Source organism: Achromobacter marplatensis, assembly GCF_002209535.1.
GTDB classification, from domain to species: Bacteria; Pseudomonadota; Gammaproteobacteria; order Burkholderiales; family Burkholderiaceae_B; genus Achromobacter; species Achromobacter marplatensis.
In genome coordinates, this window is the sequence record NZ_NJIG01000029.1 from 1 (window position 1) to 26,013 (window position 26,013).

Here is a 26,013-nt window from a genome sequence, read left to right on the forward strand (position 1 = left end):
AGGACAAGCGTAAAGCAGGAAACATCAAGATCAGGAACTAGGTTTTTGAACGCCGGGGTGGGTCAGTTTTACTCCGACGATTCCGACGAAAGTGGGTCAATTTTCAACCGGCGTTGACACATCAGGACCCTGACCGCAAAGGTGGGGGAAAACGCAGGTCTGATTCGTGAAGAGAGTGAGGCGAGGGCTGACGATGTGAGCGCACTTGGGACGCGCATAACAAGCGTACAGGCATCGGTCAAAGACGCCACGGACAAAGCTAACGACGCCTTCGCAGCTGTAGAGGAAACAAGCTCCGCGATAGCCAAGCTGGACGGCAATGTGGCCGCCATGTGGAACGTCCGCGCAGGTGTGACTGTTGGAGGCCGTTACTACGCGGCTTCTATTGGCTTGGGCGTGGAGAGTTCGGGCGGCGTGACCGAAACGCAGTTTCTTGTGGCTGCCGACCGATTCGCCGTCATTCACCCCAATGGGCCGCAGGTCGTCACGCCGTTTGTGATTCAAGGCAGTCAGGTTTTCATGAACCAGGCGCTTATCGGTACGGCTTGGATCAAGAACGCAAACATCGATACGTTGGACGCCGGCAAGATTACGACGGGCACGATGAGCGCCGACCGCATTGATGTAGGGACGTTCAACGCCAAGGTGGCGAACATCGACCAGGCTTACATAAGGTCTGCGAACATCCAGAGCGCTCAAATTGGCACCCTGCACTTACAGAACGGGGCGGTAACAGCAGGGAACGCTGTGGCAATCAATCTGGGCTTCGGTCAGGGAAGCAATGACAATGCCGTCCAGATCAACTTCACCATGCCAGCTGCCGGGAACGCCATTATTAACTATGACTTCGCCGCCAGATGCGATTCTGCGTCGGCGCTTCCGAGCGGCCAGGTGCGACTGCTCTTGGATGGCAATCTCATCAGCCGGGCTGCGATTATCTTGTACACCCAAGATGAGCGCGACAACATGAAGTCGATGACCGCCATTGCTACGGGGATAGGTGCAGGCGCGCACACCCTCCGCCTTGAATTTCCACGCCCGAACGGTGGGACGGTCTGGGTCACAGGGAGTCTCGCCTTGATTTCGTTCGTCAGGTAGTCCAACGCATTTCAATTGCCCGCCTCGGCGGGCTTTTTTTCGTCCAAACGGGAGGCAATCATGCGCACCGTCTACAGGAGCAGTGCAACTATGGAACCAGGTACTACGGGGCTGGGAGGCCTCGCTGCCTTGAAGGTCGCAATGGCGTATGGCGTGCCGGCGGCGTTGGCGGCCATGCTTGGCCTGCTGATCATGCCGCCACGGTCGGCGCGGGAGTTCACCGTCCGAACGATTTCGACCGTCGCATGCTCGTTCATGTTTGGGCCGGCGTTGGCCGGCGCGGTGATCGCGTGGAAACCGGGGCTGATGGACGCCATGATCTGGCTGGCGCAGCACGGCGCGGGCAGTGATGACGCGCTGCTGGCGAAGTTCTACGTGTTGGGGCCGAGCATGCTGCTCGCTGGGCTTCCGGCGTGGTGGGTATTGGGGGCGTACATGCGATGGATGGCAAGCATGCGCCAGAAGGGGCTGCTTGAATGGGTGGCCGAGGCCCGCGCGAAGATTCTGGGCGTGCGGCCTGGTGGGGAGGGGTGATTGTGGATTTGAAGACTGTTCTCGATACCGCAATCGCACCTGCGCTTGCGCTCTTGCCCGCCAACCGCGACACCCGCGAAGCGCGCGTGATGCTGATTGCCATTGGCTTGCAGGAAAGTCGCTTTCTGCATCGACGGCAGATCAAAGGGCCGGCCGTGGGCTTCTGGCAATTCGAACGTGGGGGCGGTGTGCTCGGCGTGCTGTCGCATCCATCGAGCTGGGCGGCCGCCCGCTCAGTGTGCGCCGCTCGGGATGTCGAGCCGACCACGACGGACGTGTACAACTCGCTGGCGCACGACGACGTCCTGGCGGCGGCGTTCGCGCGGTTGCTGTTGTGGACCGAACCCCAGCGCCTGCCTTCGTTGGGTGACGCGGACGGTGCCTGGGCTCTGTACCTGCGCACCTGGAGGCCCGGTGCTTTCACCCGTGGGACGTTGGCGCAACGGGTGGACCTGCGCGCGAAGTGGGGCAGGAACTATGCCCAGGCGATGGCCGAGATAGGAGGTGACCATGCTGGCCTGGTTTGAACGAATCAAGGAATGGTTAATGCTGGCCGGCCTGGCGCTGGCGGCGCTGGTCAGCGCCTTCTACCGGGGGCGTGCGACGGGGCGTCAAGCGGAGCGGCAAGAGCGGCAGGATCGGATCAACGAACAGGCGGCGCAGGCGCGCCAGGAGGTGCGCAATGTGCAGTTGGAGACGGCTCGTATGGATGATGACGCTATTGCTGATGAGCTTAAGCGTCAGTGGGTGCGGGGCCCCGGCAAAAGTCGGCGTTGAGTTCTGCGACCATGCGCGGCCGATCTATTTCGATTCCGAGCAGCAAGTTGATGCGACCCCGGTACCGATTCGGCGGCGGATCCTGGAGAGGAACGAGGAGTGGCGCAAACTTTGTGAGCGTTGAGTAACACCAATAAGTAAAAAGCCACCCCAAAGGGTGGCTTTTACGAACAGACTTCAGCCCGCTCAAGTACTTTGAATTCAAAGCAGGACTTACGCCCTGCTTTGGATTAGAAGCGGTGTTGCAAGCCGACGGCAGCAGCAGTGCTCTTCAGGTCGTCATGGAAGGCGTAATTCTTTCCATACGACCCGTAGACGTAAACGTTCGTACGCTTGGACAGATCGTAGGTGTAACCAAGGCTAAACACATTCATCGTCGAATCTCCACCCGTCAAACGGGTATTCGAAGGATCAACACGCTGCCACGAGCCGAAGATATTGCTAGCGGAACCGAAGGGTACGCTCACACCCAGCAGATAGGAGTTGGCCTTAAAGCCATCAGCAAAGCGGTTAGTGCCGAAACGGTCTGCTGCACTGACAAACTCGGAAGATCCCTCAGCGTCTTGACCACCGAACCAGCCGTCGGTCGTACGAGCATAGCCCAGCGAGAGCTTCAGAACTTCGAAATCGTAGGCTGCGCCGATGGCGTACTGACGCGGCTTGGCGTCGTTGTCGACGCTGGAGTTGTTCGCACCGTTCAGTTGATCAAATGACAGGGCCACATTCAGCGGACCATTCACGTACTGACCACCAACGGTGATTGCGCGAGTATTGTCCGCAGTAGCAAAGCCGGACTGATCGGTATTATTGCTGTCTGCGTTGAACGAATAGCCTACGCCAAAGCGGAATCCACCGAACGACGGGGTTTGGTACAGAACCAAGTTGTCCAGGCGGTAGGTATTGGCAGCGCTGAAACCGACACCGATGTTAGCCTGACCAAAGCCGGCACCGAACGGATCGATCGAGTCGAAGTACTTCGACGAGAGGTTCGTTTGGCGACCGAACTCCAGCCGACCCCAGTTGTCGCTAGCCAGACCAACTGTGGCTCGACGGCCGAACAGGCGGCCACCTTGAGCGGAGTTGCCGTTACTGGAGTTAAAGCCCGACTCCAGGTTGAACACCGCGCTCAGGCCATCACCCAGGTCCTCCGAGCCACGAAGCCCCCAACGCGACCCGTTCTTGACACCATTCACTTCGCTGATACGGCTGTGATTATAGCTCACGCCATTAACGCTGCCTTTGATCTTATTGTAGCCAATGCCAGTGTCGATGATGCCATACAGGGTGACAGACGTTTCTGCCTGGGCTACACCGGCGAAACCGGCGAGCAGGGCGGCAGCGAGCAGAGTCTTTTTCATTTAAGAAATCTCCGTTGATTTGAGTGACAAGAGCAGCAATCCAGCAAACCAGCCTGCCGCCCCCCTAACTCCGCGAAGGGAAGTTAAGAAGGATTGCATCAGAATTCGGCGCTGGACGCTACGGTTGGCCCCAAAAAGGACCTGTTATCCAGCGGCGTTGTTGGGGAAACGCAACAATTGTGCGACACTTGAGCAACCCATTTCCAAGCTGGCTGTAGACACGCTGAGTACGCATGGAGCAAGCAACTACACATGAAGACGGTTTTTGTCACCGGCTAAGGCGCATCATCCGCCTCCGCTTTCCTTCCATGATGGAATTTTCACGTCAGTGCGGCATACCGTATCGTACGCTTCGAGACTACGCATTCTCTGGCAAAAAGCCCGGTAGCGACGCTTTGGTTGCGATAAGTGACTCACTTGGAGTGAGTATTGACTGGTTGCTGCTAGGAACTAATGAGGTTCCGGAGCGACGGCAAACAGACCTCGAGATTAGCTTACTTGTTCAGGCGATCGAAAAGACAGAGCGGGTAGTGTCGAAGCAGAAGCGCCCTCTTTCTGCACACGAGAAGGCGTACTGCATTGCGACCGTATATCGCCTAACGTTGCCAATGCGGACGGTAAGCCAAGACGTGGTCGATCAGGTCGTTTCGAGTATTGGGCAATCGAATGCTGTGAGATCAGGAGGCAGTTTCTAGGGTATACCCTATGATTTGACCTTAATTCACTGGCCCTTGGCGAGGGATGGGGGGAGTACTGCCGACAGGCCGTCATGTTGCTGTGGTAGCCATGTCGTAGGCGATCCCAGTAACTCACTTAGATGCTTGCCCAGTACGTCGAACGCCTCTTTCCGTTGCGGTAGCATGGTTTGCCGCTGGTACGTGCGAGTGGTCGAGCCTGTCCGTATTTTTGTGGGCGAGGCGTTTTAAAAGTTGTTATCCCCGGGCCGCAGTAAACCGTTCGCCGAACAGGATAGCAAACTGGTTCATGGCGACTTTCCAGTCGAAGGTCGCTCTGACGGACTTGGCCAGCACGTTGCGTAGCGCCAGCCATAGGAGCTTGATGGCGGCCTCATCCGTTGGGAAGTGGCCTCGCGTCTTGATGATCTTGCGCAATTGCATGTTCAAGCTCTCGATGGCATTGGTCGTGTAGATCACGCGCCTGATGTCCGGCGGGAACACGAAGAACGGCGTGACGTTCTCCCAGGCCCGCTGCCAGGCCGCGACGATGGTGGGGTACTTGGTTCCCCAGGGCCCATCGGCGAACGCCTGTAGCGCCTGCTCGGCTGCTTGTGCGCTGGCGGCTGCGTAGATCGGGCGCAGGGCGGCGGCTACAGCCTTGCGATCCTTCCACCCGGCGTAATCCAGGCTGTTGCGGATCAGATGCACGATGCAGGTCTGCACCGTCGTGCGCGGGAAGGCCGTGCCGATGGCGTCGGCCAGGCCCTTCAGGCCGTCGACCACGGCGATCAGGATGTCCTGGCACCCTCGGGTCTTGAGTTCATTGAAGACCTTGAGCCAGAACTTGGCCCCCTCGGTTTGCTCGACCCACAGGCCCAACACATCGCGCTGGCCGTCGGCCTGCACGCCCAGCGCCAGGTACACCGCCTTGTTGCTGACGCCGCCGTCGTCTCGGATCTTGACCCGCAACGCGTCGAAGAACACCACCGGGTACATCGCCTCCAGCGGCCGGTTCTGCCAGGCGATGGTCTCGGCCATGACCTCGTCGGTGACCGAGCTGATGAAGTCCGGCGAGACCTCGGTGCCGTAGCTCTCGGCCAGGAACGCCTGGATCTCGCGCACGCTCATGCCCCGTGCGTACATGGCGATGATCCGGTCATCGAACCCGGTGAAGCGTCGCTCGTGCTTGGGGATCAGGATCGGGGCGAAGGAGCCGTCCCGGTCACGGGGAAGCTCCACGCGCACCGGGCCATGCTCGGTCAGCACCGTCTTGCCGCTGGCGCCGTTGCGCTCGTTGGCCTGGCCTTCGGGCTTGTCCTCGCCTGGCCGATAACCCAGATGCAGGTTCATCTCCGCGGCCATCGTGCGTTCGATCACCGCCTTCTGGAACGACAGGAACAGGTCTTGGACCTCGCTGGGCGTCATCGGTCCCTTGACAAGATGATCCAGCAGTTCGGCTGGGACTTCAGGCAGCGGCCCACGGGCCGCCGCCTGAGCGGCTGCGCTGCGTCTCTTCTTCATCGGCATATCCATGGTCTTTAGTCCTCATGATATGCCTCGCACACAAAATTGCGGATAGGCCCGGCTGTGGCAACAGATACGCCATCCTGCATGTGACCAGAGCATCTGGCAGATATGGTCCGAAGAACGCCCATTTCTGATGCCTGTTGGCCAGCCGTTCGACGGCTTTGTGGAACACACCAAGCGCGTTTCCCCCACATGCTTGATCGCCTTCGAGCGTGACCGCTATAGCGTCCCCGCGTCCTACGCCAACCTGCCTGTGAGTTTGCGGGTCTATGCGGATCGCCTCGTTGTCGTCGCCGAAGGTCACGTCATCGCGCAGCATCCTCGCCACATCAACCGGCGCCATGACCGTGGTGCCACTTTCTACGACTGGCGGCATTATCTCGCCGTGCTGCAACGCAAGCCTGGCGCGCTGCGCAATGGGGCGCCGTTCACCGCGTTGCCGGAAGCATTTCGCCAACTTCAGGCACTGCTGCTGCCTCACGCTGGCGGGGATAGAGAGATGGTGGAGATCCTGTCGTTGGTCTTGTTGCATGACGAGCAACTGGTCCTCGCCGCAGTGACCTTAGCGCTGGAGGCCGGTACGCCATCGAAGCAAACCATTCTCAACATCTTGAGCCGACTGCTCGACGGCACACCGCTACCGCCGCTGACGGCGCCCCAAGCGCTCTCGCTCACAGTCGAACCCGAGGCGAACGTCGGCCGCTACGACACCCTCCGCACTCAGGAGCCACGTCATGCAGCATGAACTCATGATCGAGCGCTTGAAGGCGCTCAAGCTGCACGGGATGGCTCAAGCGCTCATTGACCTCGTGCAGTAAGACTCTCCGGCATACCAGAGCTGCTCTCCCATCTTGAGCCAGCTTCTACGGGCCGAGCTTACCGAGCGAGAGGTGCGATCTATTGCCTATCAGATGAAGGTGGCCAAGTTCCCAGCATATCGAGACTTACAAGGCTTTGACTTCGGATGCAGCTAGGTCAACGAAGCCCTCGTTCGGCAACTGCACCGCGGCAAGTTCATCGAACCCGCTCACAATGTCGTATTAGTTGGCGGCCCTGGCAAGACGCATCTGGCGACGGCCTTCGCGGTTCACGCCATCGAACACCTGTGAATCACACCGGGTTTCGTGGAGGCCTCAACTCTTGAGAGAATGAGGCATGAAAAAATCCAACAGCTACTCCCCAGAAGTCCGTGAACGTGCCGTGCGCATGGTTCTGGAGAACGTGAACGACTACCCATCCGAATGGGCAGCGATCGAATCCATTGCGCCCAAGATCGGTTGTGTTCCGCAAACGCTGCACAGCTGGGTGCGCAAGTATCAAACTGACCTGGGGCGCAGGCCCGGGCAGACCACTGAGGAACGGGAGCGGATCAAGGCGCTGGAACGCGAGAACCGGGAACTGCGCAAAGCGAACGAGATTCTGCGCCTGGCCAGTGCGTATTTTGCCCAGGCGGAGCTCGACCGCCGCAACAAACCCTGAACGCTTTTGTCGACGAGTACCGGGACCAGTACGGAGTCGAGTCGATCTGTCGCGTTATCCAGATCGCTCCGTCCGGTTACTACCTGCATGCCGCCAAAGCCCGTCAACCCGAACTGCGAAGCGCCCGTGCCAAGCAGGACGAGCTGTTGAGCGATGAAATCCAACGCGTCTGGGATGACAATATGCAGTGCTATGGCGTCGTGAAAGTCTGGAAGCAGCTCAAGCGGGAGGGCATTGATATTGCTCGATGCACGGTACAGCGGCTGATGCGTCAGCTGGGCCTGCAGGGTGTTCGTCGCGGTCTTGTGATCCGTACCACGACGCCTGATGGAAGCGTGATCTGTCCGCTGGATATGGTCCAGCGACAGTTCCATGCGGATCGACCCAATCAGCTATGGGTGTCCGACTTTACTTATGTTTCAACGTGGCAAGGCTGGCTCTACGTCGCCTTCGTGATCGATGTCTTTGCCCGGCGAATCGTTGGCTGGCGGGTGAGCAACAGGATGCGAACAGACTTCGTTCTGGATGCCCTGAAGCAAGCGCTGCACGCTCGACAGCCGAGCCGCATGGACGGCCTAATACACCATAGCGACAGGGGTAGCCAATACGTCTCCATCCGATACACGGAGCGTCTCGCTGAGGCCGGCATAGAGCCCTCTGTAGGCAGCAAAGGCGATAGCTATGACAACGCTTTGGCTGAAACCATCAACGGGTTATACAAAGCGGAGCTGATCTATCGGCAGTCCTGGCGTAGTCGCGAAGCCGTGGAAATCGCCACTTTAAAATGGGTTCACTGGTACAACCACCAGCGGTTGCTGAGCTCGATTGGGTATATACCCCCGGCAGAAGCTGAGGCAAACTTCTACCAGCAACAATCCGGTCAGGCCATGGCGGCCTGACTTAAACGAAATGGCCTCCATAAAACCCGGTGTGATTCAAGCTGTGAAGCTCCCCGCGCTTGCTAATTTGCGAACGGATCGTCTCGGTCGTATCCGTAGTTTCGCGCAGCTGCCTCTTGATGTCGTCCAGATCGTCCGACATCGCTGCGTTCGTTGCTCGGGTCTTGAGATAGGCACCAAAGAAAGAACCGGCAGCGGCGACAACTAGCAGGACCGTCATCGACACCAGTTGCTGCTGCCAGCTTCCCAGTCCGGCCAGGGCATTCGCCAGTTCCTGAATAGCCGCTACGACGCTCTCGTCCATGTGACCTCCCGTTGGATGGAAAGAGTCTAGTTGAGCCTAGCGTGTCGAGGGGCTCCGGTGTGAGCCCATACATTGCGCCTATCGGTTCGAGCGTTATGCCGACCCGTTGACCCACCCATTAGTCGTTCATCGTCGCGAGCCCCCCAGTCGGCCATTGAGATCCTGTACACGGAACGACGGTCGCCGGCACATCGCGACTTCACTCCTTCAAATGATCCACGGGCACTTTCAAGGCGCAACCCTGTTCAGCGCTTGACGACCTTCAACATCGGCATCTAAAATGAAATTCAAATGATTAAAACGAAATTAGAGAAACGGAAATAGGAGGCTGGGCATGGCCAAACGTGTAAGGCTTGGTGCGGGCTCGGGATTTTGGGGTGACGCTCAAGATCCGGCACAAGAGCTGTTGGAGCGAGGCAATCTGGATTACCTGTGCTTCGACTACTTGGCCGAATTGACGATGGCGCTACTGCAGCGGCAGAAGCTGAAACGGCCGGATGCGGGCTACGTGCCGGATGCGGTTCAGACCATGATTAATCTTTTGCCCCGCGCTACCGCAGTAGGAACGAAATTGATTTCCAACGGTGGCGGGGTGAATCCTAGAGCTGCGGCACAGCGCATCGCCGAAGGCGCGCGCCAAGCGGGACTTGCTGGCACGCGCATCGCGCTGATTGAAGGCGACGACATGCTGGACAAGCTCGACGACCTGATGGGGCAGGGGGTGCCACTCCGCAGTATGGATACCGGCGACGAAAACTTCGCGGCCATCCGCGACCGCGTCGTTTGCGCCAATGTCTATACCGACAGTTCGGGCATCACCGCGGGTCTGGAAGGCGACGCGGATGTGGTGATTGCCGGACGTGTGTCGGACAACGCGCTTTACGTCGGCCCGCTCGCCCACGAGTTTGGTTGGCGCCGCGACACCGCACACATCGACCGTTACGCTGCTGCGGTGACACTGGGCCACATCGTCGAATGCGCGGCAGGCTGCTCGGGCGGGATGTCTTCCCGGTTCGCGGAGATGCCGCACATGGGGCGAGCAGGATTTCCCATTCTTGAAGTGGGCGCGGATGCCGAGGCCATCGTCACCAAGCTGTCGGGCACTGGCGGCCGTGTCGATGAATGGACGATCAAGGAGCATCTGGTCTACGAGGTGGGCGATCCGCGCCGCTATCTTATGCCCGACGCCGTGGCAGACTTCACTTCCCTGAAACTGATCGATGAGGGAGAGGACCGCGTACGCGTCAGCGGCGTGCGCGGTGAGGCAGCGCCCGACCTGTGGAAGCTGGTGGTCGGTTACCAAGACGGCTGGATCGGCGAGACCATGGCGTTTTTCCCATGGCCATACGCCTATGACCGCGCCGTAAAGGCGCGCGAAACCATGCTCGAACGTTTCGAGCGCATGGGACTGGCCGCCGAACAGATTCACTTCGATTTTGTTGGACTCAACACCTTGCACGGTCCCGCCGCCACCTTCCCGGGGCGCGAACAGGCCAACGAGCTGCCCGAAGTCGGGCTGCGTTGCGCGGTGCGTACACGCACGGCCGAAGAGGCCGACAAGGTGCGCCGCGCGGGCACGAACCTCTGGATTATGGGCCCGGGCGGCACGTCCTTCGGCACCCCAATGAAGCCGCGCCCCGTCATCTCCCTGTGGCCGACCCTGATCCCGCGGGCCGCCGTCGAACAGAAAACCGAAATCCTGAAGGCCTAAGGAGGGCTCTGATGACGCTTCAAGTGAAAGACATCGCCTATGTGCGCTCCGGTGACAAGGGGGACGTGTGCAGCGTGGGACTGGTGGCCCGAGGACAGCATGAGTACGCGCAACTGCTCGCGAGCGTAAAGCCCGCCGACGTCAAGGCGCTTTACGGCGATTGGGTCCAGGGCGAGGTGGAGTGCCACCCCATGGACAACATCGGCGCCATGATGGTGATCATGCGTCATGCGCTGGGAGGCGGGGCAACGCGCACCTTGCGGTTGGATCAGACGGGAAAATCGCTGGGGCATGCGCTTTTGCGCCTGCCCGTGCGTGATCCGAGCTGAATCCCTGTAATCCCACCGACGGTATTCAACAAATGGCTATTCTTTCTTCCCGCCCCGGGCCGGGCAGCCCGGACTTCGCCGCGAATTCGGCGGCGTATGAAGCATTGCGCGCGCCGCTGCTCGCTGCAAGAGAACGAGCGATTGCTGGCGGCGGCGAACGCGCGCGCCAAGCGCATCTGGCGCGCGGAAAGCTGTTACCGCGCGAGCGTATCAATACGCTGCTGGATGCCGGCACGCCGTTCCTGGAGGTCGGCCAGTTAGCTGCCGATGGCGCGTACGATGGCCAGTCGCCGGGAGCCGGGATCATTACTGGTGTCGGCATTGTGTCCGGCCGGGCCTGCATGATCATGGCCAACGATGCGACGGCCAAGGGTGGAACGTATTACCCGCTGACCATCAAGAAGCAGGTGCGCGCCCAGGCCATTGCACGTGAGAACGGCTTGCCCTGCGTCTATCTGGTGGATTCGGGAGGTGCCTTTCTGCCTTTGCAGGGCGACATATTTCCGGACGAGCAGCACTTCGGCAAGATCTTTCGCAATATCGCCGAGATGTCGGCCCTTGGGCTTAAACAAGTTGCGGCGGTGCTGGGCGCTTGCACTGCCGGCGGCGCCTATATCCCAGCGATGTGTGACGAAACCGTGATCGTCGACAAGGCGGGCATGATCTACCTGGGCGGACCGCAGCTGGTGCAGGCCGCTACCGGCGAATTGGTTGACGCCCAGGAGCTTGGGGGTGCGGACACGCACACCCGCCTGTCCGGCGTGGCCGACCATTTCGCGAACGATGAGTTGCACGCACTCGAACTGGTGCGCGGCATTCTTGGACGCTGCGAGGCCCCGGCACTGGCGCCGCCGCCCCGTCCGTGCCGGCCTCCCCGCTACGAAGCGGCGGAATTGCCCGGACTCATTCCCGCCAATCCCAAGCAGGCAATGCCTATGCTGGACGTGCTGGCGCGCCTGCTGGACGGCAGCGAACTGGTGCAGTACCGCGAACGCTATGGCACCAGCCTTATTTGCGGCACCGGCGCCATTGGCGGTTATCCGGTGGGCGTGCTCGCCAACGACGGCGTTCTTCTTGGCCAGAGTGCCCAGAAAGCAGCCAACTTCATCGAACTGTGCTGCCAGGAAAACATCCCGCTCGTATTTCTGCACAACATCAGTGGCTTCATGGTGGGAGTGCAGTACGAGCAGGGCGGTATAGCGAAGGACGGGGCGAAGATGGTCAACGCGGTTTCCACGGCCCGGGTGCCCAAGTTCAGCGTCATTGTCGGCGGCAGTTACGGAGCGGGCGCGTATGCCATGTGCGGACGAGCATTCGGACCCCGGTTCATGGCCATGTGGCCCAATGCCAGGACCTCTGTGATGGGCGGGGAACAAGCCGCCACGGTGCTGGCGCTGGTGCGCGGCGAGCAACTGGCCCGTCAGGGCAAGGAATTCAGCGCCGAAGAGGCAGAGGCCTACAAGGCGCCTATCCGCGATACCTATGGTGCCGAAAGCACCGCCCTGAACGCAGCATCCCGCTTGTGGGTAGATAGCGCGATTGAACCCGCCGACACCCGCGACTGGCTGACGCTTGGCTTGGCGCTCGCAGCCGCCGGACCGAAGGAACCCACGCGCTTCGGCGTGTTCAGGATGTAGCCCATGTTCAAGAGAATCCTTATTGCGAACCGGGGGGAGATCGCTCGCCGCATCGCGCGCACCTGCCAACGGCTGGGCATCGAATACGTTGCGGTGCATTCCCTAGCTGACGTTGGCGCTGCGCATCTGCGCGGCGCCATTCGGACCGTTTGCCTGGGCGCGGGGTCTGCAGCGGACAGTTATTTAAATGCCGGGAAGCTGCTCCAGGCTGCGCGCGAAACAGATTGCGAGGCAGTGCATCCCGGCTACGGTTTCCTGTCCGAGAACAGCGAGTTCGCGGCGAACGTGGAGGCCGCGGGCATGGCGTTCATCGGACCGTCGCCCGCCACTATTGCGGCGTTGGGAGACAAGGCGCGGGCAAAGGCGCTCATGCGCGCGGCTGGAGTGCCGGTCGTGCCGGGCACCGACGAGGCCAGCGACAATCCCGCCACCATAGAGGCGTTGGCGCGCGCCATTGAACTGCCTATTTTGCTCAAACCCTCCGCCGGCGGCGGGGGCAAGGGCATGCAGATAATTACCCAATACGACGACCTGCCTGGGCTCATTGAGTCGGCCATCCGTGTCGCCCGCAGCAGTTTCGGCGACGGCCGGATGATCGTGGAGCGGTACATCGAGGAGCCGCGCCACATTGAAGTACAGGTGTTCGGCGATGGCTGCGGGAATGTAGTGCACCTGTTCGAGCGGGAATGCTCGTTGCAGCGCCGACACCAGAAGGTCATGGAGGAGGCGCCTGCGCCGCACCTGCCGGAGCGTGCGCGTCAACGACTGCTGGAGGCGGCGGTGCAGGGCGCGCGCAGCCTGGACTATCGCAACGCCGGCACCTTCGAGTTCATCATGGACCGGGACTACAACTGCTACTTCCTGGAGGTGAATACCCGCCTGCAGGTAGAGCATCCTGTCACAGAGGCGGTAACCGGGCTGGATCTCGTTGAATGGCAGTTGCGCGTGGCGGCGGGCCAGTCCCTGCCGCTGGCGCAGTCCGAAATCGCCTGCCACGGACACGCTATCGAAGCGAGAATCTACGCGGAAGACCCGGCCCAGGACTTCCGTCCTTCGCCCGGCACCGTGGTGCACGCTCGCTGGCCGTCTGCCCTGCGCGTGGACGCCGCGCTGGATGAATCGGGCGACGTTCCGCCTTTCTATGACCCGATGGTGGCAAAGATCATCGCCAGCGCGGGCGATCGTCCGACCGCGATTGCCGCCTTGAAGTCGGGCCTGGGCCAGACATCGTTGCTAGGTGTCTCCAGCAACCTCGGCTACCTGTTGCGCCTGCTGGACGACCCGGGAGTATTGAACGGGCGCGTGCACACCCGTTACCTGGACGAACACAAATCGCTGCAAACTCCGTGCAGCCGCCCGGCTGCCGCAGCAGTCTGCGCCACGCTGCCCTTGCCTGTGCAGTCCATGGCAGCCTCGCCCTGGCATGCCGGCGCGGCTTGCGGCGCGATGGACCGGGTGTTCCTGGATCCCGGCGCGCCTTTGGGGCGCGTGCGTTTCCTGCTGGACGCCGAGGCGACATCGGTGGCTCTTCACGCCGTGGACGGAAGCGATGTCCGCGCGGGCGACAACCCGCAAAGCTGGAACGTGTCGCGCGATGCGTCCAGCTTGGGCGGCGTTGTGGACGGGTGGCGCTGGGACGCCTGCCTCGCGGCCGAAGGGTGGCATCTGCAGGTGGCGGGCGACCATTACTCGGTGCGCCCGGTTCTTCACGAAGGCAACGCCTCCGCTCGGGACGCCAGCGGGGCGACGGCACCGATGTCAGGCGTTATCGCAGCCGTGGCGGTGCAACCGGGAGACCGGGTGGCCCCGGGCGATGTCCTGGCCGTGATCGAGGCCATGAAGATGGAGTATTCGATCGTTGCCGATGTCGATGGAACAGTGGCGAATCTGCGCTACGGCCCAGGCGACAGCGTGCGGGAGGGCGAACTCATTGCCGACATCGTCCAGGACGACGCTGCGGCGATCGATGAGGGCAGGCAAATCGACGAACCGAAGTTTCAGGCCGGCAGCAGCCGCTAGGACCGAGATCATCATGCAGAAACCGCTAAGCCATATCCGTGTGCTGGACCTCTCCCGCATCCTGGCCGGCCCCTGGGCCACGCAGAACCTGGCCGATCTCGGCGCAGAAGTAATCAAGGTGGAGAAGCCGGATGTCGGAGACGACACCCGGCAGATGGGGCCGCCTTTTCTCAAAGACCGGCAGAGCGGTGAGAACGGCGACGCAGCCTATTTCATGAGCTGCAACCGTGGCAAGAAGTCCCTTGCCATCGATTTCTCGAACCCTAGAGGGCAGGAGATCTTGCGAGAGCTGGCGCGTAAGGCCGATGTCTTCGTCGAGAACTACAAGGTCGGAGCATTGAAGCGCTACGGTTTGGATTACGCCTCGCTTCGTGAGATCAACCCTCAACTGGTCTATTGTTCTGTGACGGGTTTTGGGCAAACGGGACCCTACAAGGACCGCGCGGGCTACGACTATCTGATACAGGGTATGGGTGGTCTGATGAGCGTGACGGGCGAACGCGACGACCTGCCCGGCGGGGGGCCGCAGCGGGCGGGTGTCGCTGTGGCTGATCTTTTGGCGGGGATGTACGCCACCACAGCCATTCTTGCCGCCTTGCAGCATCGCGATCGCGGCCATGGAGGCCAGCATATCGACATCAGCTTGCTGGACTGCATGGTGGGTTCGCTGGTGAACCAGTCGATGAACTATCTGGTCAGCGGGCGCGTGCCCCAGCGCATGGGTAGCGGCCACCCCAATATCGCGCCCTATGCGGTCTATCCGGCTGCCGATGGGCATCTGGTGCTCGCGGTCGGCAACGACACCCAGTTCCGCCGCCTGTGCCAAGCGGTCGGGCAGCCCGAGATTGGCACGGATCCGCGCTTCGCCACCATCGCCGACCGCGTGCACAACCGGGCCGAACTGGATGCCTGGCTGGTTCCCGTCACACGTTCGCGCCGGCTTGCCGACTGGACGGCGCTGCTGGAACGGGCGCAGGTCCCTGGCGGACCCATCAATGGCATGGACCAGGTCTTTGCCGACGAGCACGTAGTCGCGCGTGGCATGCGCGCCGAGTTGGAGCATCCGCTGTACGGACCGGTTCCGACCGTGCGCAACCCCATCCGTTTTTCAGAAACGCCACTGGACCCGGCCGGCGCGCCACCATCGCTGGGCCAGCATAACGAAGAGGTACTGCAATCACTTGGGATTGCAACGGAGCAGATGGCGGAGCTGCGTGCCGCCGGCGTGCTCTGACCGACCATCAAGATAACCAAACAACCAGGAGAAGACAGTATGCGCAGATCAATCAACGTGGACGAGAACGGGCTGGAGGTGCTGGGCCTGGGCTTTTACTGGGACGACGTCGAGCCCGGCTACCGCTTTCGCACCTTGGGCCGCACGATTACGGAGGCCGACATCACTCTGTTCATCGGTACGGTGGGCATGGTGGAGGAAATGTTCACCAATCTGGACTATGTCGCGTCGCAATCCATCATCGGCTCGCGTCCGGCTCCTGGTTCGCTTGTTTTCTGCATGGCCGAAGGGCTGTTGATGCAGAGCACGATGCAGCGCACCGGCATGGCGTTCATGGAGGCGGATATCAAGGTCCACCGGCCCACGAACGCAGGCGACACCATCCATGTCGAGTGCGAAGTGGTCGAAGCCCGGGGGACTAGCAAGTCAGAGCGCGGCCTGGTGCGGACCTCAAATCGGGTGGTCAACCAGCGAGGGGAGGTGGTGCTTACCTATAACCCCCTGCGTATGGTCAAAACCCGCCCGTAGCTCGAAGCCCCACAAATTTTTCACACGAGGGACGCGTAGACGGCCCCGTTTCACTCAAGGAGACATCAATGAAATTTTCCCTGCTTTTCGGGTTGCTAGCGTTAACCGTGTGCGCCCAGGGCGCAGTAGCGGCGCCTGCCTCCGCCTTTCCCGAGAAACCTATTACGGTCGTTGTTCCGTTCGCTGCGGGCAGTCCTACCGATGCAGTGGCCCGTGTGCTGTCTGACTCGCTTTCCAAGCGACTGGGGCAGCCGCTGATCGTGCAGAATCGTCCGGGCGCCACCGGTATGATCGGCAGCGAGTATGTGGCGCGCGCGCAGCCGGATGGCTACACCCTGCTGTTCGGCACTAACACTACTCAGGTAGCGAACAAATATTTCTTCAAGAACGTGTCTTATGACGGTCTGAAGGATTTCGCGCCAGTCGCCATCGTCGGCGGCGTGCCGCATGCGTTGGTCGTCAATCCGTCCGTGCCGGTCAGTTCCGTGGCGGAACTCATCGCCTATGCGAAGGCCAACCCGGGCAAGCTCTCGTTTCCCTACGCCAACAGCACCACGCGCATCACCGGCAGTACGTTTCGCGTGATGACGCATACCGATATCTCGGAGATTCCTTACAAGGCTTATGGCCAGGCCGTGTCCGAACTGTTGGGTGGGCAGACACAAATGATGTTCATCGATTTTTCGACTGGCCTGGCCTACATGACCTCGGGCAAGCTCAAGCCCTTGGCCATCACCCCGGCCCGGTCGGACAAACTTCCCGGCGTGCCCGCTATGAAGGAGGCGTTGCCAGGCTTCGAGATCGGAAACTGGAACGGATTATTCGCGCCAAAGGGAACGCCGCCTGAGATCATTGACAAGCTCAATCGGGAAATCACCGGCGCGCTTGAGCAGCCGGAGGTACGTAAGCAGATCGATGGCACAGGCTATGAATTGCTGCCGCCCATGGCGCCCCAGGCGTTCGGAAAATACATTGCCGAGGAGAGTGCGCACTACGGCAAGTTGACCCAGGCCGCGGGCATCAAACCTGAATGAGTATCGGGCCGCGCGCCGTTCGCGCGCGGCATGTACTTCCTTGATTTTCCTGATTAGCGAGTCGCCCTGCATCATGAATAAACCCGACGCCCCTGTTCTGTACTCCGTGCAAGACGGCATCGCCACGATCTGCATAGACCGCCCGGCTCAGCGCAACGCGTTGTCCATCGCTATCTGCGAGCGCCTGCTGGATCTGTGGGACGAGGTCGAACGCGACGACGCCGTGCGAGTGGTGATCCTGACCTCCGCCGACTGCGGCGTGTTCTCTGCCGGCATGGATCTTAAGGAGGCCGCCCAGGTGCGCGCCGAAACCGGCAAGGACATGCTGGAGATGCTGCGGGATCCCTTCCACCAACGCATGCGCCAGGTTCCCAAGCCGATCATCGCCGCCATGACGGGCCACTTCACCGCCGGGGGTATGGTCTTGGCTGCAAACAGCGATATCCGGATCGGCTTGCAGGGGACCCTCGGCGGCATCTCCGAGGCCAAGGTGGGGCGAGGGTCGCCCTGGGGAGTGCCCATGCTGTGGATGCTTCCGCAGCCCTTCATGATGGAACTCATGCTTACCGGCGAGATGCATCCCATCGAGCGCTTTTACCAATTAGGTTTCGTGAACTATGTTGAGGCCGCGCCCGATGCCGTGCGCGAGCGGGCCCAGGCTATAGCGCGCACCATCGCCAACAATGCGCCGCTTACCGTCTGGGCAGCCAAGAAGAGCATCGGGGCGGCAATGGACCTTGGCTGCGAGCGCGGTCTGGAGGCGGCCTGCCGGTACCATGAGCGCGTTTATTCGAGCGCTGACGCAATCGAGGGGCCTCGGGCCTTCGCCGAGAAAAGGGCGCCGCGCTGGATCGGGGCGTGACGATGGACGGCGCTTCGGCTTTTGTCCGGCGCGACGACGATGACGGCGTCGTCACGCTCACGCTAAACCATCCCGACACACTCAATCGCTTCTCTGATGGTTCGCAGTTCCTTGAATTGGCTGCGCACGTGCGCAGGGCCAATGCGGATCCGGCGGTTCGTGTCCTGCTCATCACGGGAGCGGGGAAGGCGTTTTGCGCGGGCGGAGATCTGCGGCACATGGCGGAACGAGAGGGGTTTTCCGCCGGGGACGTTGCCCAGGTGCAAGCGCGCTACCGCGAAACCGTGCACCAATTGCCAGCAGCGCTGGCCGAAGCGGATGTTCCGACCATTGCTGCAGTGAATGGCGCGGCCTACGGGGTGGGCTGCGATCTGGCGTGCTTTTGCGATATCCGGATCGCCGCAGAGAGCGCGCGCTTTTCGGTCAGTTTTGCCCGCCTTGGCATTGTGGCTGGCGATGGTGGAGCCTGGATGTTGCCGCGGCTCGTTGGCCGTTCCAAGGCCATGGAACTGGCTTTCACCGCGGAGTCCATCGATGCCCGGGAGGCGCTACGCATCGGTCTCGTGTCGGATGTGGCGCCGGACGATCGGCTGGGCCAGCGCGCCGCGCAATTGGCGCGGAAGATTGCGCGGCATCCTTCCGCGGCGTTGCGCATGCACAAACGCCTGCTGCGAGACGCCGAACAGCACACACTGGCAACTCATCTGGACGTGGTGGCCGCATTTCAAGCGATCGCACACGCATCTGAAGACCACCTGCGGGCGGTGCGCGACGCGGTTGGCGCCCTGGGGAAACCTCGTTAGTCTTCGTCTTCGGCGGCTAGGGCGATACGCTCGGCGATGGCCAGCAGCGACGCTGCAACCTGGCCCCGCAACACCGCTTCCGTGACATCCACACTCACGGCCATGGCGGCCAGGGCGAACTCCGAGCCCGCCTTTACCGGGGTGGCGATGGAGGCGGTGTGCGTGGCCACGGGCGCGGCCAGGTAACACCAGCCCGTTTTTTCCAGATCTCGGAACGCGGCGTAGACTTCGTCGAGCGGTCGCGACACGCCGGAGGGCGCGTCAGCCTCGATCATGCGGAGTAATTCATCGCGTTGTTCCTTCGGTCGTCCCCATAGGTAGGCGCGGCCGGAGGCCGAGACGGCCATAGGAAAACGAGCGCCGCTAGTCAGGCCCAGCTGTACCCGGCCGGCGGGAACGCAGTGCTCGACTACCAGCATATGCAGCCGGTCGCGCGTGCTCAGCGTGACATGGACGCCGAAGCGCTGCGACAGCTCGCGCATAAGCGGCCTGGCTGCCTGGCCAACCGCCAGACCCTTCTTGGCAGCTCGACCCAGCGCCAGGCAGGCAATATGGGGTTCGTAGCTGTCGCCTGTGGCCTGGAGAAAATGCTGGGCCTGCAACGTCTGGACGAGCTTTTCGGTCGTCGGGCGGGACAGCTCAAGTTTGCGAGCGATGTCTGCCAGCGTGAGTTTGCGGTGGCGCAGGTCGAACAGACGCAGCACCTCCAGGCCCCGACGCAGCGAATCCACCTGGGCGTCGTCGCGCGGCGTGCCCGGTGTCAATTGGCGAGTCCGTACCATTATTATTCCGCCTGCATATTGCTGAGTTCGGCTTCAAGTCGGTTTTTGAGGGCGAGCAGGTCCGGGATAACTTCCTGCTTCAGCCGCGGCAACTCCAGGGAATTCGACGGTGCGGCGCAGCCCAGGGCATAGGTGTGTGGACCTTCTGGCGTGTCGACGACCACTGCGGCGCCGTTGGTGCCGGCCTCAAGGGTGCCGGCCGCGATGCAATAGCCGTCGCTCGCCATTTGAGAAATGGCGGTCGGCACTTCGCGGCTCAAGAGCTCCCAAGCTTGCGGGTCAGCCGTGCCAAGCTTTTCGAGGAATGCCGTGCGTTCGGCATCGCCCATTGCGCCGACCAGTGCCCTGCCCAGGGCCGAGCGGTCAATGCGAAGGCGCGAACCGGCGCGCACCCGCAAGGTGAAAATCATGTCTCGGCTATGAGCAACCTCGTTGCAGACCATGCTGCTGGCATCGGGTGAGGCGAGCACGACGGAGACCTGATGCTGGTCGGCGAACTGCTGCATCAGCGGCCTCGCTAGCATGACAAAGTCCCGGTGCGAGGCCGCGATGAACCCAAGCGCAAGCACGGCCGCGCCTAGGCGATAGGCGGCTCGCTGGGCCGAATATTGCAGGTATTCTGCTTCCAGCAGATTGGCCGTGAGGCGGGATACTGTCGGCTTGGGCAGGCCGGTGAGCGCCGCGATTTCGGAGTTGCTCAACCAGTCATTGTTCGGTTCGAACGCCGAGAGAACGGTCAACCCGCGCGACAGCACCCGGACTTGGCGAATGCCTGGCTTTTCGGAGTACGAATCAGCGGATGTATTCATCGAGTCATCAAAATGAAATTAGACTCGATTCTACAGGCAAGCCCCGTGATATGGGCTTGGTTTAACCGTCGAACGCTCCCTAAAAGACCTTCGGACGACGCTTTAGCCACCAGCCGTATTGTTCTGGCCAAGCCAGAAACTCTGGATCGGCCTGCAGAGCCAAGCGGGCGTGCAGGGGCCAATTCGGATTGAGAAGGGCCTCCCGCCCGACAGCCACCAAATCGGCCTTATCCCCAACCAGAATCGCCTCGGCCTGCTCCGGATCAACGATCAACCCCACTGCGATCGTCCCGATGCCAGCCTCCTGCTTGACCGCCTGCGCAAAGGGAACCTGGAACCCCGGCCCGCGCTTGACGGCCTGCGGACCTTGTCCCGCCGTGGCAGGCGCCTGTATGCCACCGGATGAACAGTCGATCAGATCAACGCCCAGTGCTTTCAATTCGCGGGAAAACAAGATGCTGTCTGACAACTGCCACCCGCCCTCAATACCGTCGACGGCCGATATCCGCACAGATACCGGAATGTCGGAGGGCAGGGCGTCCCGGACGGCGGCCGCGACCTGAAGGGGAAAGCGCATCCGGTTCTCTAGCGACCCGCCATACTCGTCCTGCCGCTTGTTGGTGACGGGCGAAAGAAAGCTGTGCAGCAGGTAGCCATGCGCGGCGTGAATTTCGACAAACCGGTATCCCGCGCTGACTGCGCGGACTGTCGCGTCGCGGAAGCTGGCGCCGATGCCAGCCAGTTCGCTGGCCTCAAGTTCGCGAGGCACGGGCCAGCCTTCCTGTACCGGCACGGAAGAGGGCGCCGTGGTCTCCCAGGCCTGATCTTCCGAAGACAGTGCCAACGGCCGATTGCCTTCCCAGGGCCTGCCCGTGCTTGCCTTGCGGCCGGCATGACCGATCTGAATCGACGGCACCACGCCGTGCGTGGTCATGATGCGTGCTAGTTCCGCAAGTCCTGGGATCTGCTCATCGCTCCAGATTCCCAGGTCGCCAAGGGTTCCCCGGCCATCGCGGGTGACAGCCGCGACTTCAATCATTGCGCTGCCGGGTCCGCCCCGGGCCAGGCCGGCGGTATGGAACCGGTGCCAGTCCTGGACCAGTCCGTCGATGGCGGAGTACTGGCTCATCGGAGAGATGAGTACGCGATTGGGCAACTCGACGCCGCGCAGTTTGAACGGGGTAAACAGTTTGGTGTCCCGCATGAGGTTCCTCGTTTCGGATCGTTGTGTCATGGCGGAGGATCAGGCTTCGTAGTCCAGCACGATGAGCTGCCGGCTTAGTGCCGCGACTTTCTGCTTCAGCGGCACGTGGGCGGGAGCCTGCTGGTAGTGGTCGTGGGCGGCTGAGTCCACGAAGTCCGCCACGAATGCGTGGGTGTAGGAATGGGCGCGATCCGACGCATTGGTGGCAATGCGCAGGTCCAGGATACCCGGGATCTCTTTCTTGATCGTCTGGCACATGCCGACGATGTCTTCGTGGTCTTCTCTGGTGAGCGGGGCGTTGAAGCTGAGCATGACAATATGTCGAAACATGATGGCTCCGATCGATCAGGAAATGGTCAACCCGCCGTCGACGGCGAGGATGTGGCCGGTCGTGGAGCGGGACTCGTCGGAAGCCAGATACAACGCGGCGTGGGCGATATCTTCGGGCTGCACCAGCCCAAAAAGCTGGCCGTCCAGCGATTTGCTGGTGACGCCATCGTCTTTCAGCAGCTTTAGCACGCGCTCTGTCGCCGTCGCTCCGGGAGCCACCGCATTCACGCGAATTCGGTACTGTGCATATTCCACAGCCATCGACCGGGTCAGCGCGCTGACTGCGCCCTTGGCCGCCGTGTAGGCGTCCTTGCCGTGAGTGCCGATCAGGGCAAAGATGGATGTGCTGTTGATGACGGACCCGCCGTTCCCCGCGTCCATCATGGCCTGGATGCCGTAGCGGCATCCCAACCAGGTGCCAAACAGGTCGAGTTTCATCTTGGACCAGAACTCGTCCACCGGAGCGTCCGTCACGCGGCTGTCGCGCACGGTCGAGCCTCCGGCATTGTTGTACAGCACGTCAAATCGTCCGAACTCCGCCACGGTCCGTTTGACGGCCGCCTCCAGGCTTTCGGGTTCGGTGACGTCGGTGTGGATGAAGCGGGCAGGGCGGCCCGTCGATTTTTCGACGATGGCGGCGGTCTGCTCGCCCGCGGCGGTGTCACGCTCGGCGATAACGACCTGGGCGCCTTCCTGGGCGAATAGCAATGCGCTGGCACAGCCGATACCGGCGCCGCCGCCCGTGATGAAGGCGACTTTTCCTTCGAGTCGATGCATAAATACCTCGCAAAAAACGGATAAGTGGATGAGGGATGCGTGGGGGTCAAATGCCCAGATAGGCTTTGCGCACCGATTCACTGCTGGCCAGCTCCGACGCCAGGCCTTGCAACTGAATCTCACCGCGCTCGAGGATGAAGGCGTGGGTCGCAATCTCCAGTGCCATCTCTGCGTTCTGTTCCACAAGCATCACATCCACGCCTTCCGCCGCGATGTCCTGGATGATCTGGGCGATGGTGTCGACGATGGCGGGCGCAAGCCCGATTGTGGGCTCGTCAAGCAGCAGTAGCCGCGGCTTGGCCATCAGGGCGCGGCCGACAGCAACCATCTGTTGCTGGCCGCCACTGAGACTACCCGCCGGTGACTTGAGCCTTGTCTTCAGAGCGGGAAAGCGTTCCAGCACGTCTGCCATTCCCTGCTGAATGGCATTCTTGCTTTTCTCGCGGTAGGCGCCCAGTTCCAGGTTTTCCCCTACCGTCATGGCTTTGAACAGGCGCCGGCCTTCGGGCACCAGGACGAGGCCCCTGGAGACGAGGGCATCGGGTGCCAGTCCGGTGATGTCTTCTCCATAAAGGCGGACACGTCCGGAAGAGGGCGCGACCAGGCCGGTCAAGGCCTTCATGATGGTCGATTTTCCGGCGCCATTGGAACCGACGATGGTGGAGATGGATCCCCGCTTCACCGTGAAGCTCGCCGCGCTCACCGCCGGCACGATGCCATACATCACCGACAGTCGCTCGACGTCGAGCACATTTTCGTTATTGTTCATGCCGCTTCCCCAGATAGGCCGAAATCACGCGCGGATCCCGCTGGATCTCGGCCGGGGTACCGGTGGCTAGAAACACGCCATAGTCCAGCACCACGATGCGATCGCAGATATCCATGACCGCCTTCATGTTGTGTTCCACAAGCAGCATCGAAACGCCGTACTCCTCGCGCATCCTGCGGAAGATCGCCAACACTGACGATGCCTCGGTCTGGTTCAGACCGGTCAACGGTTCGTCCAGGCAGAGCAGGCTTGGCCGGGCGGCGAAAGCGATGGCGATGCTGACCAGGCGCTGCAGGCCGTGCGAAAGGTTCCCCGCAACTTCGCTCAGGACTTCCGACAGGCCCATAAGCGCCGCGGTTTCTCGTACGCGTGCGTCCCGTTCAGCTTTATGGCGCATCGTCGCGAACGTACCGACGACGATGTTGTCGTAGACGGTCATGTCGCGCAGCATGCTGTCGTGCTGGAACGTGCGGACCAGGCCCTGCCGGGAGATCCGGGCGGCGCTCTGGCCGGTGATGTCCTGGCCCATGAAGGTCAGCTTGCCGCCAGACGGCTTGTAGTAGCCGCTTACCACGTTGAACGTGGTGCTTTTGCCGGCGCCATTGGGGCCGATGAGTCCAAGGATTTCTCCTTTGCGGACTTCGAAGCTCAAATCCTTGATTGCCACCAGGCCGCCAAAGCGGCGGCTCAGGCCATCGACTTTAAGTAGTACTTGGTTTTCCATGAAGACCTCAGGCGTGGGGCTTCGCCGCGGCAGTCAGCCCAGGCGCGCGCTTGTTGAGGTGGCGGCCCAGGCCGATCAGGCCCCCCGGCATCAGCAGCACCGAGATCACGATGGCGGCTCCGTAGAAGATGTGCTCGTAGGGGCCGAAGCTCAGGGCGAACTGGCCGAGCAGCGTCAAAACGATGGCGCCGACGACCGCGCCCAGGATGTGGGATTCGCCGCCCACCTTCAGATAGGCCAGCGCGTATACCGCCAGCAGGAAGCCAAAATCCCCCGGACTGATGACGTTGTTCGAGTAAGCCAGTAGCGCACCGGCAATGCCGGCAACGAACGAAGAAACACCCAGGCACAGCACCTTGGTCAGATGCACGTTGATGCCGACGGTCTCGACGATGGCGTCGTTATTGCGGATGGCCACAAGGACTTTGCCGAAATCGGATTTCTCGATGAACCAGAGCGCCCAGAGCAGTGCGAGCACCACGGCGACGACCAGGGCGGGCAAGTAGCCGTCCAGGTAGGCCGGCGGAAAGATACCCACCATGCCGGAGCTCCCTCCGATGGCTTCGGTCTTGGTGTAGATCATGCGGATCACTTCGGTGAAAGCGAAGCCGATCAGCATGAAATAGGGGCCCTTGGCGCGCAGCGTGATGTAGCCGAACACAAGGCTGATCAGGCCGGCGAAGACTGCGCTTGCCACCAGCGTGAGCAGGAAGGGCCAGTTGAACGTGACGCTCCCGACACCCGCCATATAGGCGCCTAGGCCCACAAAGCCGGCGACGGCAAAATTCAGTTCACCGATCAAGGTGACAAAGCGGAAGCTGGCGGTAATCAGCACGTTGACGGCCAGCCACAGGACCAGGCTGGCGGCCAGGCCGCCGCCCTGAAGCAGGCTGGCGGCGATCGCCACCAGGCCGACCGAGGCGATTGCAGGGGTGAGTAGCGATTTAGCCATTGCCGAGAATTCCCTTCGGACGAACGAGAAGTACAAACATGGTCAGGACGAACATCGTGATCGTGGCCCAGGTGGGATCGAAGTAGTAGCCGCCCAGGCTTTCGATGACGGCGATCAGCAGGCTGCCCAGGATTGCGCCGGGTATGCTGCCCAGCCCGCCGATGACGATCGCGATGAAACCCCGGATGAGATAGTCGCTGCCGATGATCGGGCTGGAAACGGTCACGGGCGATAGCAGTACTGCGGCGATCGCCGCGAGCGAGGTCGCGATGAAAAAGCCGGCCAGGGCGATCCGTCGGTACGGGATGCCCTGCAGCATCGCAGCCTCATGGTCTTCCGAGACCGCGCGCAGTGCCTTTCCCAGACGGCTTGACGCGATGGTCCAGCACATGAGAGCGGCCACCAGCAGTGCGCAGCAGGTGATGATCAGGCGCTGGATGGTGATGTAGGCGCCCATGATGTTCACCGTTCCTTCGACCAGCGCGGGGAGCTTGTTGGGAACGCCGCCGAAGGATTCCAGGAATATGCCTTGCAGCAACAGCGAGAGGCCGACCGACACCACAAAGGAGCCGGTCATGTCGCGCTGGAACCGCTGGAGGGCGAACTTGTAGATCACCCCCCCCAGTAGCAGCGTCAAGGCGATCCCAAGCACTCCGCTCAGCGCATAGGACGCAAAAAGCGGCAACTGCTCGCTGATCAGGAACGGGACTGTCACTCCCATCACCAGCAGCGGCAGCGTAAAGAACTCTCCGTGTGCGAAGTTGACGATTCGCATGACGCCGAAGATCAGCGTCAAGCCCAACGAGAACAGGATGTACGCCGCGGCGATCTGCATACTGTTCATGATTAATTGCAT

General features: G+C 61.5%; 26 protein-coding genes, 2 pseudogenes and 1 other annotated feature. Of the genes and pseudogenes, 16 read left to right on the top strand and 12 right to left on the bottom strand.

The features are described 5' to 3' along the window. Positions 1-195 precede the first annotated feature (195 nt). From CEY09_RS30645 to CEY09_RS30660, 4 genes are all read left to right on the top strand, one after another. Positions 196-1,098, top strand: coding sequence for a DUF1983 domain-containing protein (locus tag CEY09_RS30645; RefSeq protein ID WP_158218700.1), 903 nt, complete (start codon positions 196-198; stop codon positions 1,096-1,098). A gap of 90 nt (positions 1,099-1,188) precedes the next feature. Beyond that, a complete protein-coding gene (locus tag CEY09_RS30650) occupies positions 1,189-1,632 on the top strand; it encodes a hypothetical protein (protein WP_088591525.1) in 444 nt (147 codons plus the stop codon). 2 nt (positions 1,633-1,634) lie between these two features. Further along, positions 1,635-2,159, top strand: a complete 525-nt coding sequence (locus CEY09_RS30655; protein ID WP_088591526.1) for a hypothetical protein — start codon at positions 1,635-1,637, stop codon at positions 2,157-2,159. Next, positions 2,143-2,409, top strand: a complete 267-nt coding sequence (locus CEY09_RS30660) for a hypothetical protein (protein ID WP_088591527.1) — start codon at positions 2,143-2,145, stop codon at positions 2,407-2,409. The genes CEY09_RS30655 and CEY09_RS30660 overlap by 17 nt, the downstream gene beginning before the upstream one ends. A gap of 230 nt (positions 2,410-2,639) precedes the next feature. Here CEY09_RS30660 and CEY09_RS30665 read toward each other — a convergent pair whose 3' ends face one another. After that, positions 2,640-3,767, bottom strand: coding sequence for a porin (locus CEY09_RS30665; protein ID WP_088591528.1), 1,128 nt, complete (start codon positions 3,765-3,767; stop codon positions 2,640-2,642). 932 nt (positions 3,768-4,699) lie between these two features. After that, positions 4,700-5,971, bottom strand: coding sequence for an IS256 family transposase (locus CEY09_RS30670; protein WP_102776314.1), 1,272 nt, complete (start codon positions 5,969-5,971; stop codon positions 4,700-4,702). A gap of 61 nt (positions 5,972-6,032) precedes the next feature. Between CEY09_RS30670 and CEY09_RS30675 the strand changes: the two are divergent. The 3 genes and pseudogenes from CEY09_RS30675 to CEY09_RS30685 all read left to right on the top strand — a co-directional run. Beyond that, positions 6,033-6,716 (top strand): annotated as a pseudogene (locus CEY09_RS30675) (Mu transposase domain-containing protein); the annotation flags it as partial. Then, positions 6,706-7,074: pseudogene (locus CEY09_RS30680) on the top strand (ATP-binding protein); the annotation flags it as partial. The pseudogenes CEY09_RS30675 and CEY09_RS30680, both read left to right, overlap by 11 nt. 52 nt (positions 7,075-7,126) lie before the next feature. Next, positions 7,127-8,349, top strand: a protein-coding gene (locus CEY09_RS30685; RefSeq protein WP_088591529.1) for an IS3 family transposase whose coding sequence is annotated in 2 segments (ribosomal slippage) — positions 7,127-7,412 and positions 7,412-8,349 — 1,224 coding nt in all. Because the reading frame shifts where the segments join, the coding sequence is not laid out codon by codon here. Next, positions 7,405-7,521, top strand: a sequence feature (AL1L pseudoknot). It overlaps the preceding gene by 117 nt. Position 8,350: 1 nt before the next feature. Here the strand turns inward: CEY09_RS30685 and CEY09_RS30690 are convergent. Further along, positions 8,351-8,653, bottom strand: coding sequence for a hypothetical protein (locus CEY09_RS30690; RefSeq protein ID WP_088591530.1), 303 nt, complete (start codon positions 8,651-8,653; stop codon positions 8,351-8,353). A 334-nt stretch (positions 8,654-8,987) separates the two neighbouring features. Here CEY09_RS30690 and CEY09_RS30695 point away from each other — a divergent pair, with 334 nt between their 5' ends. The 9 genes from CEY09_RS30695 to CEY09_RS30735 all read left to right on the top strand — a co-directional run bounded on the left by CEY09_RS30695 (position 8,988) and on the right by CEY09_RS30735 (position 18,810). Then, entirely contained in the window at positions 8,988-10,364 is a 1,377-nt protein-coding gene (locus CEY09_RS30695) for an acyclic terpene utilization AtuA family protein (RefSeq protein WP_088591531.1), read from the top strand. A gap of 11 nt (positions 10,365-10,375) precedes the next feature. Further along, a complete protein-coding gene (locus CEY09_RS30700) occupies positions 10,376-10,693 on the top strand; it encodes an AtuA-related protein (protein WP_012248146.1) in 318 nt (105 codons plus the stop codon). A 32-nt stretch (positions 10,694-10,725) separates the two neighbouring features. Continuing rightward, positions 10,726-12,330 carry a carboxyl transferase domain-containing protein gene (locus tag CEY09_RS30705; RefSeq protein ID WP_088591532.1) on the top strand — a complete coding sequence of 535 codons (1,605 nt, stop codon included), beginning with the start codon at positions 10,726-10,728 and terminating at the stop codon, positions 12,328-12,330. Between the two features lie 3 nt (positions 12,331-12,333). Further along, positions 12,334-14,349, top strand: a complete 2,016-nt coding sequence (locus tag CEY09_RS30710; RefSeq protein WP_088591533.1) for an acetyl/propionyl/methylcrotonyl-CoA carboxylase subunit alpha — start codon at positions 12,334-12,336, stop codon at positions 14,347-14,349. Between the two features lie 13 nt (positions 14,350-14,362). After that, on the top strand, positions 14,363-15,583 hold the full coding sequence (locus CEY09_RS30715) for a CaiB/BaiF CoA transferase family protein (RefSeq protein WP_191295211.1): 1,221 nt from the start codon (positions 14,363-14,365) through the stop codon (positions 15,581-15,583). Positions 15,584-15,622: 39 nt separating this feature from the next. Beyond that, positions 15,623-16,111: an FAS1-like dehydratase domain-containing protein gene (locus CEY09_RS30720; RefSeq protein WP_012248150.1), complete on the top strand. Its 489-nt coding sequence runs from the start codon at positions 15,623-15,625 to the stop codon at positions 16,109-16,111. A 68-nt stretch (positions 16,112-16,179) separates the two neighbouring features. Then, a complete protein-coding gene (locus CEY09_RS30725; protein WP_050729659.1) occupies positions 16,180-17,145 on the top strand; it encodes a Bug family tripartite tricarboxylate transporter substrate binding protein in 966 nt (321 codons plus the stop codon). Positions 17,146-17,218: 73 nt separating this feature from the next. Beyond that, on the top strand, positions 17,219-18,007 hold the full coding sequence (locus tag CEY09_RS30730; RefSeq protein WP_012248152.1) for an enoyl-CoA hydratase/isomerase family protein: 789 nt from the start codon (positions 17,219-17,221) through the stop codon (positions 18,005-18,007). 2 nt (positions 18,008-18,009) lie between these two features. After that, positions 18,010-18,810: an enoyl-CoA hydratase-related protein gene (locus CEY09_RS30735; protein WP_088591534.1), complete on the top strand. Its 801-nt coding sequence runs from the start codon at positions 18,010-18,012 to the stop codon at positions 18,808-18,810. Here the strand turns inward: CEY09_RS30735 and CEY09_RS30740 are convergent. The 9 genes from CEY09_RS30740 to CEY09_RS30780 form a co-directional block, all read right to left on the bottom strand. Then, positions 18,807-19,574: an IclR family transcriptional regulator gene (locus CEY09_RS30740; RefSeq protein ID WP_223283382.1), complete on the bottom strand. Its 768-nt coding sequence runs from the start codon at positions 19,572-19,574 to the stop codon at positions 18,807-18,809. The genes CEY09_RS30735 and CEY09_RS30740 overlap by 4 nt on opposite strands. 20 nt (positions 19,575-19,594) lie before the next feature. Then, on the bottom strand, positions 19,595-20,401 hold the full coding sequence (locus CEY09_RS30745; protein WP_012248155.1) for an IclR family transcriptional regulator: 807 nt from the start codon (positions 20,399-20,401) through the stop codon (positions 19,595-19,597). A 79-nt stretch (positions 20,402-20,480) separates the two neighbouring features. Continuing rightward, on the bottom strand, positions 20,481-21,605 hold the full coding sequence (locus CEY09_RS30750; protein ID WP_012248156.1) for an NADH:flavin oxidoreductase/NADH oxidase: 1,125 nt from the start codon (positions 21,603-21,605) through the stop codon (positions 20,481-20,483). A gap of 39 nt (positions 21,606-21,644) precedes the next feature. Next, on the bottom strand, positions 21,645-21,935 hold the full coding sequence (locus CEY09_RS30755; RefSeq protein ID WP_012248157.1) for a Dabb family protein: 291 nt from the start codon (positions 21,933-21,935) through the stop codon (positions 21,645-21,647). Between the two features lie 15 nt (positions 21,936-21,950). Continuing rightward, a complete protein-coding gene (locus CEY09_RS30760) occupies positions 21,951-22,712 on the bottom strand; it encodes an SDR family NAD(P)-dependent oxidoreductase (RefSeq protein WP_012248158.1) in 762 nt (253 codons plus the stop codon). A 46-nt stretch (positions 22,713-22,758) separates the two neighbouring features. Then, on the bottom strand, positions 22,759-23,481 hold the full coding sequence (locus CEY09_RS30765; RefSeq protein ID WP_088591535.1) for an ABC transporter ATP-binding protein: 723 nt from the start codon (positions 23,479-23,481) through the stop codon (positions 22,759-22,761). Beyond that, positions 23,471-24,205: an ABC transporter ATP-binding protein gene (locus CEY09_RS30770; protein ID WP_050729656.1), complete on the bottom strand. Its 735-nt coding sequence runs from the start codon at positions 24,203-24,205 to the stop codon at positions 23,471-23,473. The genes CEY09_RS30765 and CEY09_RS30770 overlap by 11 nt, the downstream gene beginning before the upstream one ends. 7 nt (positions 24,206-24,212) lie before the next feature. Next, positions 24,213-25,157: a branched-chain amino acid ABC transporter permease gene (locus CEY09_RS30775; protein WP_088591536.1), complete on the bottom strand. Its 945-nt coding sequence runs from the start codon at positions 25,155-25,157 to the stop codon at positions 24,213-24,215. Next, positions 25,150-26,013: a branched-chain amino acid ABC transporter permease gene (locus CEY09_RS30780; RefSeq protein WP_088591538.1), complete on the bottom strand. Its 864-nt coding sequence runs from the start codon at positions 26,011-26,013 to the stop codon at positions 25,150-25,152. Before CEY09_RS30780 ends, CEY09_RS30775 begins: the two co-directional genes overlap by 8 nt.

Bases quoted from the DNA above. Each gene is read 5' to 3' on its own strand.
- CEY09_RS30650 (WP_088591525.1), top strand. From the start codon at position 1,189: ATGGAACCAGGTACTACGGGGCTGGGAGGCCTCGCTGCCTTGAAGGTC.
- CEY09_RS30660 (WP_088591527.1), top strand. From the start codon at position 2,143: ATGCTGGCCTGGTTTGAACGAATCAAGGAATGGTTAATGCTGGCCGGC.
- CEY09_RS30665 (WP_088591528.1), bottom strand. From the start codon at position 3,767: ATGAAAAAGACTCTGCTCGCTGCCGCCCTGCTCGCCGGTTTCGCCGGT.
- CEY09_RS30670 (WP_102776314.1), bottom strand. From the start codon at position 5,971: ATGCCGATGAAGAAGAGACGCAGCGCAGCCGCTCAGGCGGCGGCCCGT.
- CEY09_RS30690 (WP_088591530.1), bottom strand. From the start codon at position 8,653: ATGGACGAGAGCGTCGTAGCGGCTATTCAGGAACTGGCGAATGCCCTG.
- CEY09_RS30695 (WP_088591531.1), top strand. From the start codon at position 8,988: ATGGCCAAACGTGTAAGGCTTGGTGCGGGCTCGGGATTTTGGGGTGAC.
- CEY09_RS30700 (WP_012248146.1), top strand. From the start codon at position 10,376: ATGACGCTTCAAGTGAAAGACATCGCCTATGTGCGCTCCGGTGACAAG.
- CEY09_RS30705 (WP_088591532.1), top strand. From the start codon at position 10,726: ATGGCTATTCTTTCTTCCCGCCCCGGGCCGGGCAGCCCGGACTTCGCC.
- CEY09_RS30710 (WP_088591533.1), top strand. From the start codon at position 12,334: ATGTTCAAGAGAATCCTTATTGCGAACCGGGGGGAGATCGCTCGCCGC.
- CEY09_RS30715 (WP_191295211.1), top strand. From the start codon at position 14,363: ATGCAGAAACCGCTAAGCCATATCCGTGTGCTGGACCTCTCCCGCATC.
- CEY09_RS30720 (WP_012248150.1), top strand. From the start codon at position 15,623: ATGCGCAGATCAATCAACGTGGACGAGAACGGGCTGGAGGTGCTGGGC.
- CEY09_RS30725 (WP_050729659.1), top strand. From the start codon at position 16,180: ATGAAATTTTCCCTGCTTTTCGGGTTGCTAGCGTTAACCGTGTGCGCC.
- CEY09_RS30730 (WP_012248152.1), top strand. From the start codon at position 17,219: ATGAATAAACCCGACGCCCCTGTTCTGTACTCCGTGCAAGACGGCATC.
- CEY09_RS30735 (WP_088591534.1), top strand. From the start codon at position 18,010: ATGGACGGCGCTTCGGCTTTTGTCCGGCGCGACGACGATGACGGCGTC.
- CEY09_RS30745 (WP_012248155.1), bottom strand. From the start codon at position 20,401: ATGAATACATCCGCTGATTCGTACTCCGAAAAGCCAGGCATTCGCCAA.
- CEY09_RS30750 (WP_012248156.1), bottom strand. From the start codon at position 21,605: ATGCGGGACACCAAACTGTTTACCCCGTTCAAACTGCGCGGCGTCGAG.
- CEY09_RS30755 (WP_012248157.1), bottom strand. From the start codon at position 21,935: ATGTTTCGACATATTGTCATGCTCAGCTTCAACGCCCCGCTCACCAGA.
- CEY09_RS30760 (WP_012248158.1), bottom strand. From the start codon at position 22,712: ATGCATCGACTCGAAGGAAAAGTCGCCTTCATCACGGGCGGCGGCGCC.
- CEY09_RS30765 (WP_088591535.1), bottom strand. From the start codon at position 23,481: ATGAACAATAACGAAAATGTGCTCGACGTCGAGCGACTGTCGGTGATG.
- CEY09_RS30770 (WP_050729656.1), bottom strand. From the start codon at position 24,205: ATGGAAAACCAAGTACTACTTAAAGTCGATGGCCTGAGCCGCCGCTTT.
- CEY09_RS30775 (WP_088591536.1), bottom strand. From the start codon at position 25,157: ATGGCTAAATCGCTACTCACCCCTGCAATCGCCTCGGTCGGCCTGGTG.
- CEY09_RS30780 (WP_088591538.1), bottom strand. From the start codon at position 26,013: ATGCAATTAATCATGAACAGTATGCAGATCGCCGCGGCGTACATCCTG.